This window comes from Pseudomonas sp. HK3 (genome assembly GCF_052920985.1).
On record NZ_JBREXD010000001.1, the window covers coordinates 1,147,627 to 1,165,469 of the forward strand.

16 protein-coding genes and 2 pseudogenes are annotated in these 17,843 nt (G+C 41.8%); 10 read left to right on the plus strand and 8 right to left on the minus strand.

The window, feature by feature from the left end:
* Window positions 1–69: 69 nt before the first annotated feature.
* Window positions 70–1,179, minus strand: coding sequence for a helix-turn-helix domain-containing protein (locus tag ACU6U9_RS05465; protein WP_446734050.1), 1,110 nt, complete (start codon window positions 1,177–1,179; stop codon window positions 70–72).
* A 221-nt stretch (window positions 1,180–1,400) separates the two neighbouring features.
* On the opposite strand from ACU6U9_RS05465, the gene ACU6U9_RS05470 reads away from it, so the two are divergent.
* The 3 genes from ACU6U9_RS05470 (at window position 1,401) to ACU6U9_RS05480 (ending at window position 5,416) form a co-directional block, all read left to right on the plus strand.
* Window positions 1,401–2,537, plus strand: coding sequence for a helix-turn-helix transcriptional regulator (locus tag ACU6U9_RS05470; protein WP_446734051.1), 1,137 nt, complete (start codon window positions 1,401–1,403; stop codon window positions 2,535–2,537).
* Window positions 2,538–2,616: 79 nt separating this feature from the next.
* Entirely contained in the window at window positions 2,617–3,528 is a 912-nt protein-coding gene (locus ACU6U9_RS05475) for a helix-turn-helix transcriptional regulator (RefSeq protein WP_446734052.1), read from the plus strand.
* 97 nt (window positions 3,529–3,625) lie between these two features.
* Entirely contained in the window at window positions 3,626–5,416 is a 1,791-nt protein-coding gene (locus ACU6U9_RS05480; RefSeq protein WP_446734053.1) for a hypothetical protein, read from the plus strand.
* A 66-nt stretch (window positions 5,417–5,482) separates the two neighbouring features.
* On the opposite strand, the gene ACU6U9_RS05485 is transcribed toward ACU6U9_RS05480, so the two are convergent.
* From ACU6U9_RS05485 to ACU6U9_RS05495, 3 genes are all read right to left on the minus strand, one after another.
* Complete coding sequence (locus ACU6U9_RS05485) at window positions 5,483–6,196, minus strand: LrgB family protein (RefSeq protein WP_446734054.1); 714 nt, start codon at window positions 6,194–6,196, stop codon at window positions 5,483–5,485.
* The gene (locus ACU6U9_RS05490) at window positions 6,193–6,546 is read right to left on the minus strand and encodes a CidA/LrgA family protein (protein WP_446734055.1); all 354 of its coding nucleotides are present in this window, start codon (window positions 6,544–6,546) and stop codon (window positions 6,193–6,195) included. The genes ACU6U9_RS05485 and ACU6U9_RS05490 overlap by 4 nt, the downstream gene beginning before the upstream one ends.
* Window positions 6,547–6,990: 444 nt before the next feature.
* Complete coding sequence (locus ACU6U9_RS05495; protein ID WP_446734056.1) at window positions 6,991–7,746, minus strand: enoyl-CoA hydratase; 756 nt, start codon at window positions 7,744–7,746, stop codon at window positions 6,991–6,993.
* A 171-nt stretch (window positions 7,747–7,917) separates the two neighbouring features.
* On the opposite strand from ACU6U9_RS05495, the pseudogene hemC reads away from it, so the two are divergent.
* The 6 genes and pseudogenes from hemC (at window position 7,918) to ACU6U9_RS05525 (ending at window position 13,618) form a co-directional block, all read left to right on the plus strand.
* A pseudogene (gene hemC, locus ACU6U9_RS05500) lies at window positions 7,918–8,854 on the plus strand (hydroxymethylbilane synthase).
* Window positions 8,855–8,880: 26 nt separating this feature from the next.
* On the plus strand, window positions 8,881–9,645 hold the full coding sequence (locus ACU6U9_RS05505; RefSeq protein ID WP_446734057.1) for a uroporphyrinogen-III synthase: 765 nt from the start codon (window positions 8,881–8,883) through the stop codon (window positions 9,643–9,645).
* Window positions 9,646–9,677: 32 nt separating this feature from the next.
* A complete protein-coding gene (locus ACU6U9_RS05510) occupies window positions 9,678–10,814 on the plus strand; it encodes a uroporphyrinogen-III C-methyltransferase (protein ID WP_446734058.1) in 1,137 nt (378 codons plus the stop codon).
* On the plus strand, window positions 10,814–12,046 hold the full coding sequence (locus ACU6U9_RS05515) for a heme biosynthesis HemY N-terminal domain-containing protein (RefSeq protein WP_446734059.1): 1,233 nt from the start codon (window positions 10,814–10,816) through the stop codon (window positions 12,044–12,046). Before ACU6U9_RS05510 ends, ACU6U9_RS05515 begins: the two co-directional genes overlap by 1 nt.
* Window positions 12,047–12,116: 70 nt before the next feature.
* Window positions 12,117–12,992, plus strand: coding sequence for a TraB/GumN family protein (locus ACU6U9_RS05520; RefSeq protein WP_446734060.1), 876 nt, complete (start codon window positions 12,117–12,119; stop codon window positions 12,990–12,992).
* Between the two features lie 38 nt (window positions 12,993–13,030).
* A complete protein-coding gene (locus ACU6U9_RS05525) occupies window positions 13,031–13,618 on the plus strand; it encodes a class I SAM-dependent DNA methyltransferase (protein WP_446734061.1) in 588 nt (195 codons plus the stop codon).
* 313 nt (window positions 13,619–13,931) lie between these two features.
* Here the strand turns inward: ACU6U9_RS05525 and ACU6U9_RS05530 are convergent, their stop codons facing one another.
* A complete protein-coding gene (locus tag ACU6U9_RS05530; RefSeq protein WP_446734062.1) occupies window positions 13,932–14,102 on the minus strand; it encodes a hypothetical protein in 171 nt (56 codons plus the stop codon).
* A gap of 215 nt (window positions 14,103–14,317) precedes the next feature.
* On the opposite strand from ACU6U9_RS05530, the pseudogene ACU6U9_RS05535 reads away from it, so the two are divergent.
* Window positions 14,318–14,527 (plus strand): annotated as a pseudogene (locus ACU6U9_RS05535) (VF530 family protein); the annotation flags it as partial.
* 486 nt (window positions 14,528–15,013) lie between these two features.
* Here the strand turns inward: ACU6U9_RS05535 and ACU6U9_RS05540 are convergent.
* The 3 genes from ACU6U9_RS05540 to ACU6U9_RS05550 all read right to left on the minus strand — a co-directional run bounded on the left by ACU6U9_RS05540 (window position 15,014) and on the right by ACU6U9_RS05550 (window position 17,840).
* Window positions 15,014–15,343, minus strand: coding sequence for a hypothetical protein (locus tag ACU6U9_RS05540; protein ID WP_446734063.1), 330 nt, complete (start codon window positions 15,341–15,343; stop codon window positions 15,014–15,016).
* A gap of 107 nt (window positions 15,344–15,450) precedes the next feature.
* Entirely contained in the window at window positions 15,451–15,912 is a 462-nt protein-coding gene (locus tag ACU6U9_RS05545; protein WP_446734064.1) for a thioesterase family protein, read from the minus strand.
* Between the two features lie 35 nt (window positions 15,913–15,947).
* A complete protein-coding gene (locus tag ACU6U9_RS05550) occupies window positions 15,948–17,840 on the minus strand; it encodes an FAD-dependent oxidoreductase (protein WP_446734065.1) in 1,893 nt (630 codons plus the stop codon).
* Window positions 17,841–17,843 lie beyond the last annotated feature (3 nt).

Sequence of the window (17,843 nt, forward strand, 5' to 3'; positions counted from 1 at the left end):
AGATACTCAACCAGTATAGTTCAGTTATACCGCCTAGCTATGGCAGCCTTATAAGCAATATGAATATGGCTACTTTTGTGTTCGAAATTGTGACGGCGTCACACCATGAACTTTTTTGAAGTGATGGTAAAACGTGGATTTAGCCGTAAAACCGGCTTCAAACACGATATCTGTAATGGGTTTACCCGGCGATTCCAATAACACTCGCGCCGCATACCGGCAGCGTAAATCATTGATGAACTCATAAAATGTCACACCAAGGCCATTATTAATGTACATGGAGAGCTTATTGGGTGTGGTATCAAGCGCGTCAGCCAATGTGGATAATGTTAAATCACTTTGTAAATGCAACTCTTTGTCCAACACCTGTTGCTTAATATGAGCGTATTTTTCATGTAAATCCTCCGTGTCTTGCTCATCACTTATGTCACCAACAAGCGCCTCACTGGTAAAGTCAGGGCGAATGCTTTCTAACATAGCATCGCTTTCATCCCTACGAGTGTGGTTATCAATGGTGGTTTGAATGGCTATCACGATGAAATAGCTCACATATAAGATAAAGGCAATATCTCCAATTGAAATCCGGTCGCCCGCGGGGTTGCCAAATGCACTGACAATCTGCAATACCGTCGCCAGTAGCGTCACCACCATCACTCTCACCATTTTATGCCAGCTACGTGGCAGTGTTTGACTCTGATACGTTGCCCAGCTTTTCTTAAGCTTTAATAACAATCTCACCGAACTGAACAAATAACTCAGCATGCATAAGCCAGCCATAACACTGATTAAATTAAACAAGCCCGTATAGGCTGACGCTTGATAAGCCTGCTCATTGGATAGCATCCCAAATGTCCCATCCAATTGATTTGAACAAGTAAGCACGACAAACAAAGGTAACGTCGCGGGTATAAAATCACGAATTGAAATATGGGAGGATGACGAAATATGGCTAATATAACCAAGCAATAAAGGGCCTGGTAAAAAGATGATGGTCAAAAACAAAAAGTACAACGATGGGGCAATAAAGAAGGGCTGTGCATCCAACAGAATTAAGCCTAAATAACCGGCAAGAAAGTACATGAAACTGGCTAGCCAATACCGTGAACGGCAGTTCACCGCTAATAATAAACTGCCCGCAAAAAAACAAAGCGCTGCGAGAAAACCATATATCCAATCCAATGTATTCTAAACCTTCATAAAACAAGTGATGGCGGGCATTTTAACCCATTTCTTTTGCTCTTACTTTGAGCATTTCTAGCACAAAAAGGTGGTTTTTGGTTCGTTTGGGCACAGCCGGACGCCCAAACTCATACCCAACCCTAAGATACCTGCTCATTACAAAATAGTCTCGCAAGCTTAATGCTTCAAAGACAGGGTAATTCAGAGCGTGCTATCAAACCATGAATAAATACCAAGACACTCATGCATTAGGCGGCTTTATTCAGCGCATTTATGAAGCTGTATTGAAGCCTAATGATATTCATCAATTGGTCAATGACGTACGCTCATATGTAGACGCGCCCTACGGTGCCTTCCAAATTGAGAACATGCAAACCCACGAGTTAGGTGACTCGTATTTGATCAACTATGACGATCATGCCATTGCTGATTATGCCGAGAACTTCATAACAAAAGACCCATGGACGTTGACCCGATTACAAGAAAATCATCTAAACACCATGTTTTTTTCTGGCCATAAACACGTCAAAGATAAGGACTATATCAATACAGAGTTCTATCAAGACTGGGGAAGAAAAAATGGCGTTCGCCATGCCATGGGCTGCAGTTTCGATATTGATTCGCAATACATGGTCAAAGTTAGCTTTCAACGTCATGACGACCAACGTCATTTTGATGATGATATCGAGTATTTTTTAAATTTATTACAGCCTCACATTTCACGATTTGTCCAACTTTCAAGCATTTTTCAACAGCACCAACAAAATGACATTGCTCAAATGTTAACCGGCTTAAATCGACCGGTGTGGGTAGTGAACAACAAACTGGATGTTCTATTTCATAATGAGCAAGCTCAAACGTGGATGGGCGCAGGTGAGCATTTAACCAGCCAAAACAACAAGCTATTAGCGGTTAATTCGATACAACAATCCGCCTTAGAAAAGCAGGTAGCACTCATTACACAAACCCCCCATAACCCTAAACTATGGCAAGGGTCACATATAACCAGAAGTTATGAGAAAATTATTCTAGGAAAACCCGGATACGCTGAAAACTTTTGGTTAACCCCTTTACCAAATTGCCAGGACCCCAATACCAGCGTGGCATTAATCACAGGGCGTAAACCACTGCCAAAAGTCGATTTGATTTGTCATCTTCATGGCTTAACCCAGCGTAAAGCCCAGTTATGCTTACTGTTAATGGAAGGCTGCTCATCGTATGAGGCCGCACAGCATTTAAATATTTCAATTAATACCGTGCGTAATAATTTAGCCTCGTGCTTTCGACAGCTAAACGTCAGCAATCAAACTGAGCTGATGCAACTATTATTTAATAGCAGCTGTATTAATCCTACTTAAACTCAAACGATAAATGTCATGATTTTAAGAAAACGGACTATTATGAGTAATACATTAAGAAACATTTAAAAGCCCAATCATGAATACACTCGAATTAAGTCAATCAATTGGGCGGTTAATTACAGCACTTAATATTGAAAAAAATCAAGACACGCATTTTTTGAATTGGCTTGCACATATCTGTGAAATCACTCAAGCAGAACATGCAATATTAAAGTGCAATAACAGCCAAAACAATCAAGCAGAAACGTGGCACTGTGGCGGATTACCACTTGATATAACAGAACATGTTTTTTCTAGTTTTACAGTAGATGATTATAGTTGCAGTTTAACGCTCTATTTTTCAGGAAAAGAAAAGCATCAACAGATACATTCAACATTAGATATTTTAAAAAAGCACATTAATACGTGCTTGAAGCTCGGTCTTGCCCACCATCATGCTTATCGATTACAGCAATTAGGTCTCGACAGCCTAAGCGCATTTAACCTAGGTGTGATTGAAATTAATCACTTAGGTCATGTGGTCTACCATAATGTATTTGCTGAAACACTATTCAAATCGAAACAGTTATCAAAAAATAAAGACGGCATATTGTTACTGGGCAAACATAAAATAACACCCTACTTGAAAAACGGATTACCTTATCGCTTTCAATGGAATAATGAACAATATCATTTTTTTTGCAGCCTCAATGAACACAAATACAAAAGCACATCTTGGAATATCGCTCAAAATACTATTTCACTTACGATACAACCTTTACGTTATGCACCAGACCCAGACTGGCTAATGGCGTTACTGAATTTAAACCCATCTCAAGCACTCGTTGCCAGCTATGCATGCTGCGGGCTAAGCGCAAAAGAGATATCAAAAGAAACACAGTTCAGTATTAATACGGTATATAGCTATCTTAAAAATATTTATAGCGAGCTAAATATTAATAATCAAACACAACTGGCCAGCGCCATTTGGCCTAATATTCCAACCTAGCTCCATGTTTATCTTATAAAACCCTAAATTGCACTATTGTGTAAAATCTATCTGAGCCTAATATACTGCTCATTATTTCATCAATGAGCAATAATTTATGTTAAACAAAATTTTAGTCAGCACACTATCACTTGCTTTACTGTCAGCTTGTGGCGGCGGAGGTGATGGCAACGAAAAGGATAATAAAAACACAATTACTACAGGTGTGATCAGTGGTATATCTGGCTTAGGTTATAAAACATTCCTAGCTGACAACACTGAGAAAAATAGCGGTGTGATTAATGCTAACAATGAATTCATATTCGAAGATAAAGACGCAAAGACCATTAAACTTTATTTAGGCAGTGCCGAAATCGCATCGGCAACGGCCAGTAGCACTATGTCACTTATGGATTTTTTTCCCAACCTACCTATGACTGAAAAAGCGTTTCGCACAAGCTTAAGAAACCCAGGGTTTACTCGTGATCGCTTACAATCCGCCTCACGCGCACTAGGCCCAACTTTTAGCCAAAACATTGACAGTGATCTATATAAAGCATCTAACATCATGCGCTTACTTGTGGCACTAGACGGTGATCAGGATTCAAAAAATGGCCTCGATCTATTAACAAACGATTGGCAAAAAAAGTTAATTGATGAGACAGAAACAACATTAAATATTGCGGCTGATATGTTTGATTTTGAAAATTCACAAGCCATGCTTGCCTTTCAAGAAAAATACAATGTTTCTATTTCTATGGATCCAGCCACACCACTGGCTACTTTATTTGAACTAACCAATACACCATTATTAGCCCATCGTCGTAATGGATATTCAACCCCTTCAACTTCTGCAATTTATGAATATGATGCGCAACAACATTTAGAAAAAGAAACCCGTACTAACACCTCTAATTATAGAGATACTTATACTTATACTTATAATGACAATGGAAAAATTATAAAAGATATATATAATTTTCATATTGACAGTAAAGATATCTTAATCAATTACACTAATACAGCATATACTTACAATAACTTTGGTAAAAAAATGCTGGACACAAGAGACCAAGACCGTAATTTAAGTGATGAAATATTCACACGAAACATAACCGAATATAAATACTTAAATGATAGAGTATACCTAACTAAAAGACTCACTAAGAGAGATACTACGGGTAATAATTCATTTGGATCGTTTTCAAGCGTCTCTTATGAGCGCAACAGTAGTAATCAATTATCTAGCGAAAAAGCCGAAGCCGTTGACCAAAATGGTGATAGCCTACGAACTTATTATAAATATGCTTATAAATACAACAAGAACAATAAAATAAGTCAGCAAGTTTATACGTCTAAATACACAGGAGATAGTGCTGGTTCAGAAGAAATTACTCATTTTGTCTATGATACTAATAGCATCACGGCAACTAAAATAGACGAATACTATACTGAAGTCATTAAAGAAACATTTAACGACGCAGGTCAAATCATTACCAAGACCCGCATTGAAAAAAACAACGATATTTTGAAAAAGCAGGGCAACGTCACTTATGACTACGATGATTCAAACCGCTTAACATCATGTACAAAAGAGCTTGATACCGATGGGGATAACAACCCAAACAAGTCATCTCGAATTGTCTTCAGCTATAACGATAGCGGTATTACTTCAATTAGCTATGAATACGATAACGACTTTGATGGCACATTCGTAATTAGCTCATATGCTAAAGCAACCTATGGTGATCATGGCGAGTTACAAACAGAAACCGGAAACTCTCGTATGTTTTCATACGACGCAGAATCTATTGCAGATGGTGTTCGCTATTTAATACACGAATACCTCTTTTTGGATAGTAAAGTTCTATATAAGAAGAATGAATATATTTGTTTCCTTGACGTATAACACCCATAAACAAATAAAGAATAAAGCGCACCCAATGCGCTTTATTTTTGTAACTTTTGATTTAAACTAACCCGCCAATAAAAACGGCAATGCAAACGCGCATAAAATGCCCATAAAACTCATACTCAATGCAGCAAAAGCACCTTGCTCACTGCCAAATTCCAACGCTTTTGCCGTGCCCACCGCATGCGCACACACACCCAACGCACACCCTTGAGCTGGCGCGGCTGTAATGTTAAACCAACGAAACAACGCCGGGGCCATTAACGCACCTAAAATACCGGTAAACATAATAATCGCCGCAGCCACTGCGGCCATACCGCCAATTTGTGGGGCTATTTGTAATGCAAATGCCGTGGTGATGGATTTTGTCCACATGGAGTTCACGCTCATATCTGAGCCACCAGCAACATACATAATACCCACCGCCACTAAAATAGTGACGGCTCCACCAAGCACATTGCTGAGTAAAAACGGTAACCAATATTGGCGCAGAGCTTTTAAATTTTCATAAAGTGGAATTGCCAGCGCGACGATTACTGGGCCTAAAAACTGGCTGATCATGTGAGCGCTGCCCATGTAGCGCTCAAAACTTAAATCCGTTAACAACACAACTGCACATAAGCTCACGACACTCACCATCACAGGGTGCAAAAATGGTTTTTGCGCACTGATGCGAAACAGCCATAAACCAAACTGGAAACTGAGCAACGTTAAAAACAGCCCTAAATATGAACTCAACCAAATAGCATCCCACGCACTTTGCCATTGTAAATTCATGGGCGGCCTCCGGTTTTAAAATTCATGGCTTTCTGCGCAAGCCAACCACACACAGGGATGCCAATGGCTAAACTCACAATCATAGCCGTCACAATTAACACGCCTTCTTCACGTACCACATCCATATAATTAACAATGCCCACAGACGCCGGCACGATGAACAAAGGTAAGTACGGTAATAACCCTTGGCTCGATTGCTTCAAGGGTTCCGTGATCCCACCACGTATAACCAGCACACTGAATAACAGCAGCATACCGATTACCGAACCCGGTACGGGCCAGTCTAAAAGTGCCGCTAAAAAGTCGCCTAATAACAAGAAGGCGATGAATACGATGAGTCCATACAACATGTGTTGTTTACAACCAATTTAAGTGAGGTCGGGCCATGACGGGGGGTGGCGACATGTGTCCCAACGTTATTCAATGTTTTATCCACAGAAACTGTGCATAACCTTTTTTTCGCTTAACCAGCCAACCGGTCATCAAGGGTTTATAAGCTGTTGTTTTTTAACCAATTCCCCCATAGACACTGATTTCTAAGGCTGTAGACAAGTGTCCCGTGGTTATCCCTATTTTATCCACAGAAAGTGTGAGTAACTTTTTACCCACAATTTTTAAGTCTTTGATTTATGGTGTGTTTTTAATCAATTTAAGAACCCAACCCTACCTATACCCGCTGTAGCAATGTGTCCCTACGTTATCCAGCGTGTTATCCACAGAAACTGTGCACAAGTCCCCTAGCATGCATCCCTTATGACACAAGATCACTTATGCTTTAGTCGGATTGCCTGGTATTAAAATTCTGAAAAGTCAGGTACGCGTTTTTCAGCAAATGCGGTCAAGGCTTCTTGGCACTCTTCACTCGATACCATGGCACACAACTGTTTGATTTCATCGGTGACCACTTGATCTAACGCGTCCAGATATTCTTTTTTCAACATGGCTTTTGCATTACGCACCGCAGCAGGTGGTTTGCCCGCAAGCGTGTTGGCGACCTTAGTGGCTTGCGCTAATGTGTCATCAACATTTGTGACTGTATTTACAAGGCCCACATTTAACGCTTTTTGCGCATCAAAGAAATCGCCCAAAATAAGTAACTCTGCAGCTAATGCATGCCCCATAAAACGGGGGAACAATAAACTCGACCCGCCTTCAGGGCACAAGCCTAAATCCACAAAAGGCATTTTAAAACGAACGTTGTCAGCAGCCACCACGTAATCGCAATGAGCTAACATGGTTGTGCCAATACCAATTGCCAAACCACTAACCGCACAAACAACGGGTTTCGGAAAACGCGCCAGCGCCAACAGAAATTTCAACACCGGCGGTTCTGCCACTGCCGACATCGATAAAAACGCGGCCATGTCATTACCACTGGTAAAATTACCGCCTTCACCTTTGAATAATACAGCGCGTACCTCTTTATCATCAGTGCTGTCTAATAATGTTTGCTCGGCAGCGGTATACATTTCGTTTGTAATGGCGTTTTTCTTATCGGCGCGATCAAAACAAATAGTCAGAACGCGATTTTCAAGCGACGTCGTAATCATGTGGGTTGCCTATTCTAAAATGAAACCAAACTCTTTAATTGAGCCGCAGTTTAACGCTAAAGCCTGACCAATATCAGTAAAAACAGCCTGAAAATTTATTGAATCTGCCGTATCATACAGCCAATTTACACTGTTACTGAGGCCATTATGTCTGCCACTCCCTCTGCGAAGATCAACAAGCCACTGCGCATCGCCACCCGTAAAAGCAAACTGGCCCTATGGCAAGCAGAGTACGTGAAAGCCGAACTTCAACGCTTCCACCCAAGTTTAGAGGTTGAACTGGTCACCTTTACCACACAAGGGGACATCATCCTTGATACGCCACTGGCTAAAATTGGTGGCAAAGGTTTGTTTGTAAAAGAACTCGAAGCCGCCATGCTCGATGGCCGTGCTGACATCGCGGTACATAGTATGAAAGATGTCCCAATGGAGTTCCCTGAAGGTTTGGGTTTAAGCGTCATTTGTGAGCGTGAAAATCCAACAGATGCGTTTGTTTCTAACCAATATAAAAATTTGATGGACCTGCCACAAGGCGCACGCTTAGGCACGTCCAGTTTACGTCGCCAATGCCAAGTATTAGCAGCACGCCCAGACATTAAAGTGAGCAGTTTGCGCGGTAACGGTGCAAACTCGTTTAGGCAAGCTCGATGCCGGTGAGTTCGACGCGATTATCTTAGCCAGCGCGGGTTTAATTCGCTTAGAGCTACAAGAACGTATTGCTGACTTCATGAGTGATGAAATCAGCCTTCCTGCCGGAGGCCAAGGCGCAGTTGGTATCGAATGCCGCGCAGATGACCAAGCCACCCACGAATTACTGGCACCCTTGCATCACCAAAAAAGCGCATACCGTGTAACCGCTGAACGCGCCCTTAATCGTCGCTTAGAAGGCGGCTGCCAAGTCCCTATCGCTTGCTACGCTACCCTTGACGGCGACCAACTGTTTTTACGCGGCTTAGTTGGCAGTGAAGATGGCCAAACCATCATCCGCACAGAAATCACGGGCCATGTTGATGACGCTGAAATATTAGGGATTCAAGCCGCTGAAAATCTATTAGCCAAAGGCGCCGGTGAGATTTTGACCGAAGTCTATGGTCGTCAAATCAAATAAATAACGCACTCAATAAAAGGCAAGCTGTGAATAAGTCCATCTTAATCACGCGGCCCCAGGGCCAAGCGGATGAACTGATCAACGCACTCACACACGCCAACTGGCATTGTGTGCATCAGCCGTTATTGCGTATTGCACCGTTTGATGAACAGCACGGTGCACCGTTTCATGCCATGAAACAACATATCTTAGACCTTGATCAATACGATGTGGTCATCTCAGTCAGCGGTAATGCATCAAGCTTAGCCGTGGACTTAATCGATCAGTACTGGCCGCAAATGCCTTCAGGCATCGACTGGTATGCAGTCGGGCCAAGCAGCGCCCACGTATTCAACATGCTTGGTATTACCATGCAAGTCCCCCTCGCCAATCATAGCGAAGGCTTACTTGAATTAGCGGGTTTAAACCAAGACTTAAACCACAAAAAAGTGCTGATTTTTCGCGGTGTCGGCGGCCGTGAACATCTCGCCGATACACTCAAGCAGCGCGGCGCTAAGGTACATTATTGTGAATTATATCAACGCGAGCCCGTCCACTTTTCACACGGTGAATTAGCCGCTCTAGTTCAACAAGAACAAATACATTATGCTCTGTTAACCAGTGGCGAAATGTTGCATCAATTAGCCACACAACTAACCGACGAACAACAACAAAGCGTGCATGTGATCGTCCCCAGTGAGCGCATCGCCAACATGGCACCTGCCCTTCACATTCAACACGTCCACATATGCCCCAAAATAAATGCACAAGGGTTGCTAGACTGTTTAAGTAAGATAACGCACTCTAGCTAAATAACCGCAGGCAATAGCAAAGGATTCATCTTGTGAGTGATCAGCAGCCAAATAGCAACAACAAAGCTCTGCCGAATAAAAGCACCAGTAAAAAAAGCAGTAACACGCCTTGGTTTTTATTAGTGGCGGTTTTGATTATTGCCGCGCTTGTGTTTGCCCAATACCGTATCGAGCTGTTATTACGTAACCAAAGTGCATTAGAACAACAACTGCAAAGCGTCACACAACAAAGCCAGCAGCAAGCCATGCAAAACGGTAAACAGCTATCGCAGTATGAAAACAGCCAAAAAGCCCTAACCAAGATGCAAGCACAACTCGAGTTCATGCAGCACACACTGAACCAAATACCGGGTGCCCGCTTAGACGACTGGAAGCTTGCCGAAACCGAATATCTACTACGCCTGGCCAATCAACGCGTGTACTTACAAAACGAATTCAAAGGCGCACATGGTTTATTCGATGCCGCCAATCAAGTGCTCGCCAACTTAGATGACCCTGCTTTACTCATGGTGCGCGAACAAATTGCTAAAGAAATGCTATTACTGGGCCAGCACAGTCAAATTGACCGCCAAGGCATTTACAGTGATCTACAAGCAATAAAAGCATTAGTCCATGACAGCATTCAGCCGCCCAGTGAGTTTATTCAAGCACAACCAGCCAACGAACAAACCAACAGCACAGCAGAAGACAGTAATGGCCTTTGGCAACAGATTTTATCATTGGTCAGTATTCGTCATCGCGATGACGCTTTTAACGCACCATTAAGCGATAGCCAATATCAATTACTCGAACACAATTTAAGCTTGATGTTAGAACAAGCCCAGTGGGCATTATTAAAAGCCGACAACAACACCTATCAAAGCAGTCTCACCAGTGCGCAAAACTGGATCAGCAATAACCTACGCCATAGCAGCGCTAACGTTTTGTTAGAAAAAATTAAAGCATTAAGCAAAATCAATATCGAGCAAACCACACCACAAGTGAGCGAGTCTTTACGATTATTGCGTCAAATTATGCAAGACCGCACCTATTCGCCCAGTGAGATTAAAACCAATACAAAAAAAACGGCACCCACAAAAACAAACAAGCAAACACCTGAAAACAAGCAAGCACCAGCCCCACTAAAAGATGCGCCGCAGTTAAATACTAAACAAGAGGAACAAGCTTAATGAGCAAACGCTTACTTCTCATAATATTATTTTTACTGGCCGGTACATTAGTCGGTCACTACATGCTGCAAGGCAGTGGCTATGTGCTCGTCAGTTTTCAGCACTGGGTATTAGAAACCAGCCTATGGGTATTTCTTCTATTATTGGCAGGCGCAGTGGTGTCGATATATGCAGGTGTTCATCTATTTATCACCGTATTAGGTAGCCCAGTCTTTTTTAATAACTGGCGTGAAAAACGCGGTATTAATACGGCCGTGGGTAAAACCGTAAAAGGATTGATTTATTTAGCGGAAGGCAACTTTAAACAAAGCGAAAAACTGCTAATGGCCGGTGCCCATGGCAAAGGTAAAATCATCAACTATTTAGCCGCTGCCCGCGCGGCACAAATGTCGGGTAACTTTGAACGCAGCGATGAACTAATGGCCGAAGCCGTAAAAAGCACAAAAGGCGCTGAACTGGCTGTAGGCTTACAACAAGCGCAACTGCAACTTGAGCGTGAACAGTTCGAGCAATGTTTGGCCACTTGCCTGCGCTTGCAAAAGCAATTCCCTAAACACCAATACGTTAGTAAAATGTTGCTTAAAGCTCACATGGCCTTAGAAGACTGGCAAGCCGTGATCGAGCTACTGCCTAGCCTCAATAAACATAAATTATTACCGAACAAAAAATTCCAAAAACTTGAAGTTGAAGCCTACGGCAAACTCATTGAGCACATGATTCGTTCACGTAATACCGCGAGTCGTGATCCGCAAGCATTATTGGAAGTATGGAAAAACATCCCAACGCGCACCATCAAACAAATGGACTTTTTACCGCTGGCCCATGCGTTTATTGAACATCTCATTCACCTTGGTGCACAACAAGAAGCCGAAGCTCAATTGCGTTACTTATTACAACATCACTTTAGTGATGAGTTAATGAGTTTATATGGCTGGGTACAAGGCAAAGATGTTAAGCGACAATTATTGTTTGCTCAAGACCAACTGAAACAACGTCCTAATGATCCCGTTCTGTTGCTATCAATTGGTCGTATCGCATTAATGAATGAATTATTTGATATTGCACAAAATTATTTTGAAGCAAGCCTTGCACAAGAAAACAGCGCCGAAGTGCGCAGTGAATTAAGCCGTTTGTATTTAGCTAACAATGAAAATGAAAAAGCCATTGCGATGCTAAGACAAGGCCTGGGTTTAGACTTACCAGATTTACCCCTGCCTAAAGTCGTGCATTAATCTATCTTTATTAACATCACTGTTATCGTTTAATCGACAAACGATAGCAGCCTTATACTGAAATAAACCTATGACATTCATAACCCGCACTCTATCTTTTTTTATTCTATTAACCTTTTTAATAAGCCATTCATATGCAGACACATCCGTTTGGAAAGTAAGCAAAGGCGCCCATTATTTTTATATTGGCGGCACCATTCACGTGCTTAACAAAGAAGATCACCCATTACCTAAAGCCTTTGAAACAGCCTATCAAGATGCCGACACACTCATTTTTGAAACGGACTTAGAAGCTGGCAACAAAGCCACTCATCAAGCAAAACTAATGGCCGCCATGACTTACAGTGATGCACGCACACTGGCCAGTGAGCTTAAGCCAAAGATATACAAAGAACTTGAAAACTTTTTAGCCTCACGACAAATCCCCATTGCCCATTTTGCAAAATATCAACCATGGGGCGTATCACTCATGATTACGCTTATGGAGTATCAGCGACTAGGTATGTTAAGTGACTATGGCGTTGATAATTATTTTAATAAAAAAGGCATAACTGATAAAAAAAGTATTTCGAGCTTAGAAACGTTCGATGAACAAGTCAGTTTTTTGCAGTCGCTTGCCGATATTGATCCGAACGTAAATATCGAATACACACTGAGAGACATACAGAGCATGCCCGCCTTCATTCTTGCAATGAAAAAAGCATGGCGCAGCGGTGCCATTGAAGACTTCACAAACATGAAGCCCGTAAAAGAAATGAAAACGGATTTCCCTCAAATATACAAAACCTTAATCAGCAATAGAAACAACAACTGGATGTCACAAATCCCTGCATTCATTAACGATAAAGACAAAGAGTTTGTATTGGTCGGCACATTACACCTTAATGGCGAAGACGGTTTGCTTAACCAACTGAAAAACCAAGGGTTTACCGTAGAGTCATTTTAAAGGCAATTATGTCGTAAAAATGAACAAGGAGCTTTTCATTGAAAAACGAATGGGATGAATACGCAGACAGTTGGGAACTCAATTCTTCTGTACAAAAATTTGCTGACAACGCATTTGATACGCTTATAAACCTAATTGATATTGATGGTTTATTGGTTTTGGATTTTGGATGTGGCACAGGGGCACTTACCCAACGGCTTAGTCCGAAAGCAAAACATATTGTGGCCCTAGACGGCTCCAAAGAAATGATCAAGGCATTAGACAACAAGAAACTTCCTAATGTATCAAGCGTTTCTGAATTTTTAACTCAAGATTTAACAGATAATAATCCACCGTTAAATAATAAGTTTGACTTAATCGTTGCGTCCTCTGTTTGTGGTTTTTTGCCAAGTTACGAAGAAACGTTAACGCTTTTAACCTCGTTATTAAAACCCAATGGCCTATTTATACAATGGGATTGGTTCGCCAAAAATGAAGCATCCAGCATCGGCTTAACCGAAAACAGAGTATTGAATGCACTAAAACATCAGCCGCTTATTGATATTCAAATATCACTGCCATTCTCCATGGATAGCCAGAATGGCAAGATGAATGTGCTCATGGCCAGCGCCAAAAAAACCGAATGATTCTTGTCAGATTAATAAAGTGCTGATTCCCGTTTAATGTTCAACCACAGTGCAACTCTCACATAGTGGTTTTGGTGACGTAACAGTTGCAGACTGAGAACCTTCAATGAAAGAACAGCACACTAATTGTGTCGTCGATCTTCTTCTTGGCGGGTCTTGCAATCATGTATATGAGAAATGGGATTGATTTTTCAAGTTAGAAGCGCAAGTTTTTCAACTAAACGTTCCAATAAACTGCAAGCCTCAATTGGCTTGGGATCCAGATTGCTTCCTCTAGACCCCATTTATATACGATAATTAAATAGTCTTGAGATTAATCTTTCTTACTGATTGTCACTTCTAAGTTTTTTGTATTACCCACATACCACTTTTGCACATACAGCGAGCCTATAATGGGGGGCTGACCATCTTCTGGCACTTCTTTATAACGCACACTGTTTTTGGTTTCTTTTTCAAATTCAAACTTAACCACTTTATCGCTCATGTATCACCCTACTGAATAAATCGATTGATCATTCAGTGAAGATTAAGCCAGTGGCCTAACAATGTCATTAGCCTCATTCATCACGAATATATAAATGCACCAACCTGTACAAATATCACACAATCACTCTTATGCGCCTTATTCTCGTAAAAATCAGGTGTGATGCTATATTTTAGGTATAATCACGCCATTTACTGCTTTTGCTGGATTCTGCCATGTCTGATGATATTAACTTCAAGAATAATCCCCTACATGGGATAAGCCTTAAAAACCTGTTGATTGAGATGGTCGATCACTACAGTTTCGAGATTCTATTTGCTTACTTGAACATCAACTGCTTCAAAACCAACCCAAGTATTGAATCCAGCGTAAAGTTTTTGAAGAAAACCGATTGGGCGCGTGAGAAAGTAGAATCGTTTTATATGTACGAATATAAAAATTTGCCTAAGCCATCTTCAACCCAATTTAATATTTCCCCCCGTGACCGTATTGTGCCAGAGCATCATCAAGTGGGTGAGCCAGCAGAGTTGTCATTAGAAGATGCCGAGCGTCTACGTGAGAAGCGTGCAAAAAAAGCGGCGGAATTTAACAAAGGCGATTTTGGCAAACGCGCCAGCTCGAATAAAAGTTATACACCGCGTAGCCATAGCGAAACACCACGGCCAAAGCCTGATAAAACAGATGCATCTACTGACTCAAATCCTTGGGGAAATTGGGAGAAGTAAACGCATTCTATTTAAGATAAAAGGCTCTTTTTACAGAGCCTTTTTTATTGGATTTGTCTCGTCCCGTAGAAATCGGCCTAAAATAGCAACGCTGTTTATTGAGTGGCTAACGGCATTGATTAAAACGCTAAATAAACAGTAAGAACACCTTCTAAAAATCATTATTACGTGATTTATACTGTCGTCTTACTGCTCATAAGATATAAAAGTACACAACTCCTCTTCTGAATTAAATTCAATACACTCTAGAATCACTCGCTTATCTTTGAATATTAAAGCGTGATCTGGCAACCTCACTTTAATACGCTGATCCTTACCTTCTACTTTCAAAATCAATAATGTTGTAGTCGGTCCGTAAGTATCTAGGCTCAATTGAACGTCTTCGATTACCGCTAAGGCCATGTATTTGTTTTTAATTTTTTTATTAAAATCAATTGTTCCTATCGCGACAACCGTGAGAGTTAAAAATATAAAGATAGTTACCCACATATTTTTAAATAAACAGTTTATTCTCATAAATCATCCAAACATATAGTACCAACCGTTACTTGTAGGGCGGGTACTACCCGCCAGTAACGTTTTGTGTCAGGCAATGCCTGACCTACATTTAAAAAATAAAGCCATTAACCACACATATACGTCCCAGTACCCACGGCAATTAATTCATCTTCTTCGTTCTTAAATTCCATGCGCGTGACCGCTACTTTTGAGCCAATACGCAAAATAGACGCACTGGCAAAAAACTCTTTGCCTTTGCCTGGGCGCAGGTAATCCACACGCATATCGATGGTACCCAGTTTGGCTAGGCTTTTTGCGCGCTCTTCTTGGGGCAAATCTAAACGCTGTTTATACGCACCGACAAGTGCAGCAGTGCCACCTGCAACGTCTAATGCGCTGGCGATCACGCCGCCATGCAAGATACCTTGCAGCCAGTTGCCCACGAGTTCTTTGCGCATATTGATTTTAAAAATGGCCACATCTGCATCAAATTTATGAACTTCTAAACCGATGTGTTGATTGAAGGGTATTTGATTCATGAAGTTAAGGGCGAGGTTGAGCTCTGTTTCAGTAAATTGATTCTTCATTTTTCTAACCCTTAATTATTTTTATCTATTGGCGACTAACCTCGTCGCCATGCATGAAATTTTTCGACTAATTTTAATAAGCCTTGCGGTGCGTGGTTACGCTTCCACTCGCCTGCAACATACTTGTTGGCTTCCATCATGGTTGGGTAGGCGTGAATGGTGCCTAGAATTTTATTTAATCCCAAACCATGACGCATGGCCAATACGAACTCGGCCATTAATTCACCGGCCATAGCGCCTACAATCGTGGCTCCAAGTATTTTATCTTTGCCAGGCACGGTGAGTACTTTTACAAAACCACGGGCTTGGCCATCTACAATAGCCCGATCCAACTCTTTGATTTCAAACTTGGTCACTTCAAACTCGATGCCTTTAGCTTTGGCATCGGTCTCGTTTAAACCCACTCGTCCAACTTGTGGGTCGGTATACGTCGCCCAAGGGATAACAGAATAGTCTGCTTTGAATCTTTTTAAATGACCAAATAGTGCATTTACACTGGCATACCATGCCTCATGGGCTGAAACATGGGTAAATTGGTAGCCGCCGATCACATCGCCTACGGCATACACACCCGGCATGCTGGTTTCTAGGTATTCATCCACCAAGATATTACCGCGCTCATCAAGCTGAATATTAAGGTTATCTAAGCCATAGCCTTTCACGTTCGCTTCGCGGCCTACGGCCATAATCATGGCATCAAAGGTGATGGTTTGATCACCATTAGGGGTTTCAATCACCGCCTGTTTTTCACCGTTAATGAGCGCAAATGATTTTGGCTTGCAGCTTGTCATCAAGTGCATGCCTTCGGTTTTAAATTGCGCGGTCACTTCTTCAACCACATCAGCATCTTCACGCCCTAAAATATGAGGGGCTGGGTCAACCATAGTGACGATACTGCCAAGGCGATTAAAACTTTGTGCTAATTCGCAACCAATTGGGCCTGCGCCAATCACTAATAAGTGTTTTGGTTGGTCTTTGATTTCCCACAATGTATCCGATGTGTAATAACCCACATCATCAATACCGGGTATTGGGAAAACTTTAGGGCGCCCACCCGCGGCAATAATAATATTACGTGCAGTACGCGTTTGTTTGCCCTGTGCGGTTTCAATTTCCACCGTCCATGGGTTAACGATGGTTGCGCTGCCGGTTATACAGTTCACACCTAAGCCCTCATAACGCTCAATGCTGTCGTGCGGTTCAACTTCTTTAATACCCGCGTGTACCGATTGCATAACTTGGGAGAAATCAACGTTAATATCTCCCACATTTACACCAACCGTTTTTGCATGACGCGCTTCATGGGCCAGACTCGCGGCATGAATAATGGCTTTTGATGGTACACAGCCCGTGTTTAAACAGTCGCCGCCCATTTTATGCTTTTCGATTAACGTTACTTTAGCTTTAGTAGCCGCTGCAATATAGCTACTCACCAAACCGCCTGCGCCTGCGCCAATCACTAATAAATTGTCATCAAATACTTTGGGCTTTTTATAGGCTTTTAATGCGCGATTCTTTTTCACGTTGTTAATTAATGTGCGAGCGACCCAAGGGAAAATCGCTAACAATACAAAGCTACCTAATAAACCTGGTGTCATGATGCCTGCAAACGATAGCTCGTCTAACTGACCTAGTTGCGCACCTGCATTTACATACACGGCCGTGCCAGCAAGCATGCCAAGCTGGCTTACCCAATAAAATGTGCGCGCTTTAATGGGCATTAAACCCATTACAAGGTTAATCACAAAAAATGGCACCACAGGAATCAAGCGTAAAGTGAATAAATAAAACGCGCCGTCTTTTTCAACGCCGTTATTGATGGTAGTTAAATAATTACCAAATTTAGCCTGCACCCAATCTTTTAATAACAGGCGCGTCATTAAAAAAGCGAAGGTTGCACCAATTGAGCTGGCAAAGCTGATTAGCAATAA

Excerpts from the sequence above, each read along its gene's own strand:
- ACU6U9_RS05470 (WP_446734051.1), top strand. The coding sequence starts at position 1,401 with ATGAATAAATACCAAGACACTCATGCATTAGGCGGCTTTATTCAGCGC.
- ACU6U9_RS05475 (WP_446734052.1), top strand. The coding sequence starts at position 2,617 with ATGAATACACTCGAATTAAGTCAATCAATTGGGCGGTTAATTACAGCA.
- ACU6U9_RS05480 (WP_446734053.1), top strand. The coding sequence starts at position 3,626 with ATGTTAAACAAAATTTTAGTCAGCACACTATCACTTGCTTTACTGTCA.
- ACU6U9_RS05485 (WP_446734054.1), bottom strand. The coding sequence starts at position 6,196 with ATGAATTTACAATGGCAAAGTGCGTGGGATGCTATTTGGTTGAGTTCA.
- ACU6U9_RS05490 (WP_446734055.1), bottom strand. The coding sequence starts at position 6,546 with ATGTTGTATGGACTCATCGTATTCATCGCCTTCTTGTTATTAGGCGAC.
- ACU6U9_RS05495 (WP_446734056.1), bottom strand. The coding sequence starts at position 7,746 with ATGATTACGACGTCGCTTGAAAATCGCGTTCTGACTATTTGTTTTGAT.
- ACU6U9_RS05515 (WP_446734059.1), top strand. The coding sequence starts at position 10,814 with ATGAGCAAACGCTTACTTCTCATAATATTATTTTTACTGGCCGGTACA.
- ACU6U9_RS05520 (WP_446734060.1), top strand. The coding sequence starts at position 12,117 with ATGACATTCATAACCCGCACTCTATCTTTTTTTATTCTATTAACCTTT.
- ACU6U9_RS05530 (WP_446734062.1), bottom strand. The coding sequence starts at position 14,102 with ATGAGCGATAAAGTGGTTAAGTTTGAATTTGAAAAAGAAACCAAAAAC.
- ACU6U9_RS05540 (WP_446734063.1), bottom strand. The coding sequence starts at position 15,343 with ATGAGAATAAACTGTTTATTTAAAAATATGTGGGTAACTATCTTTATA.
- ACU6U9_RS05545 (WP_446734064.1), bottom strand. The coding sequence starts at position 15,912 with ATGAAGAATCAATTTACTGAAACAGAGCTCAACCTCGCCCTTAACTTC.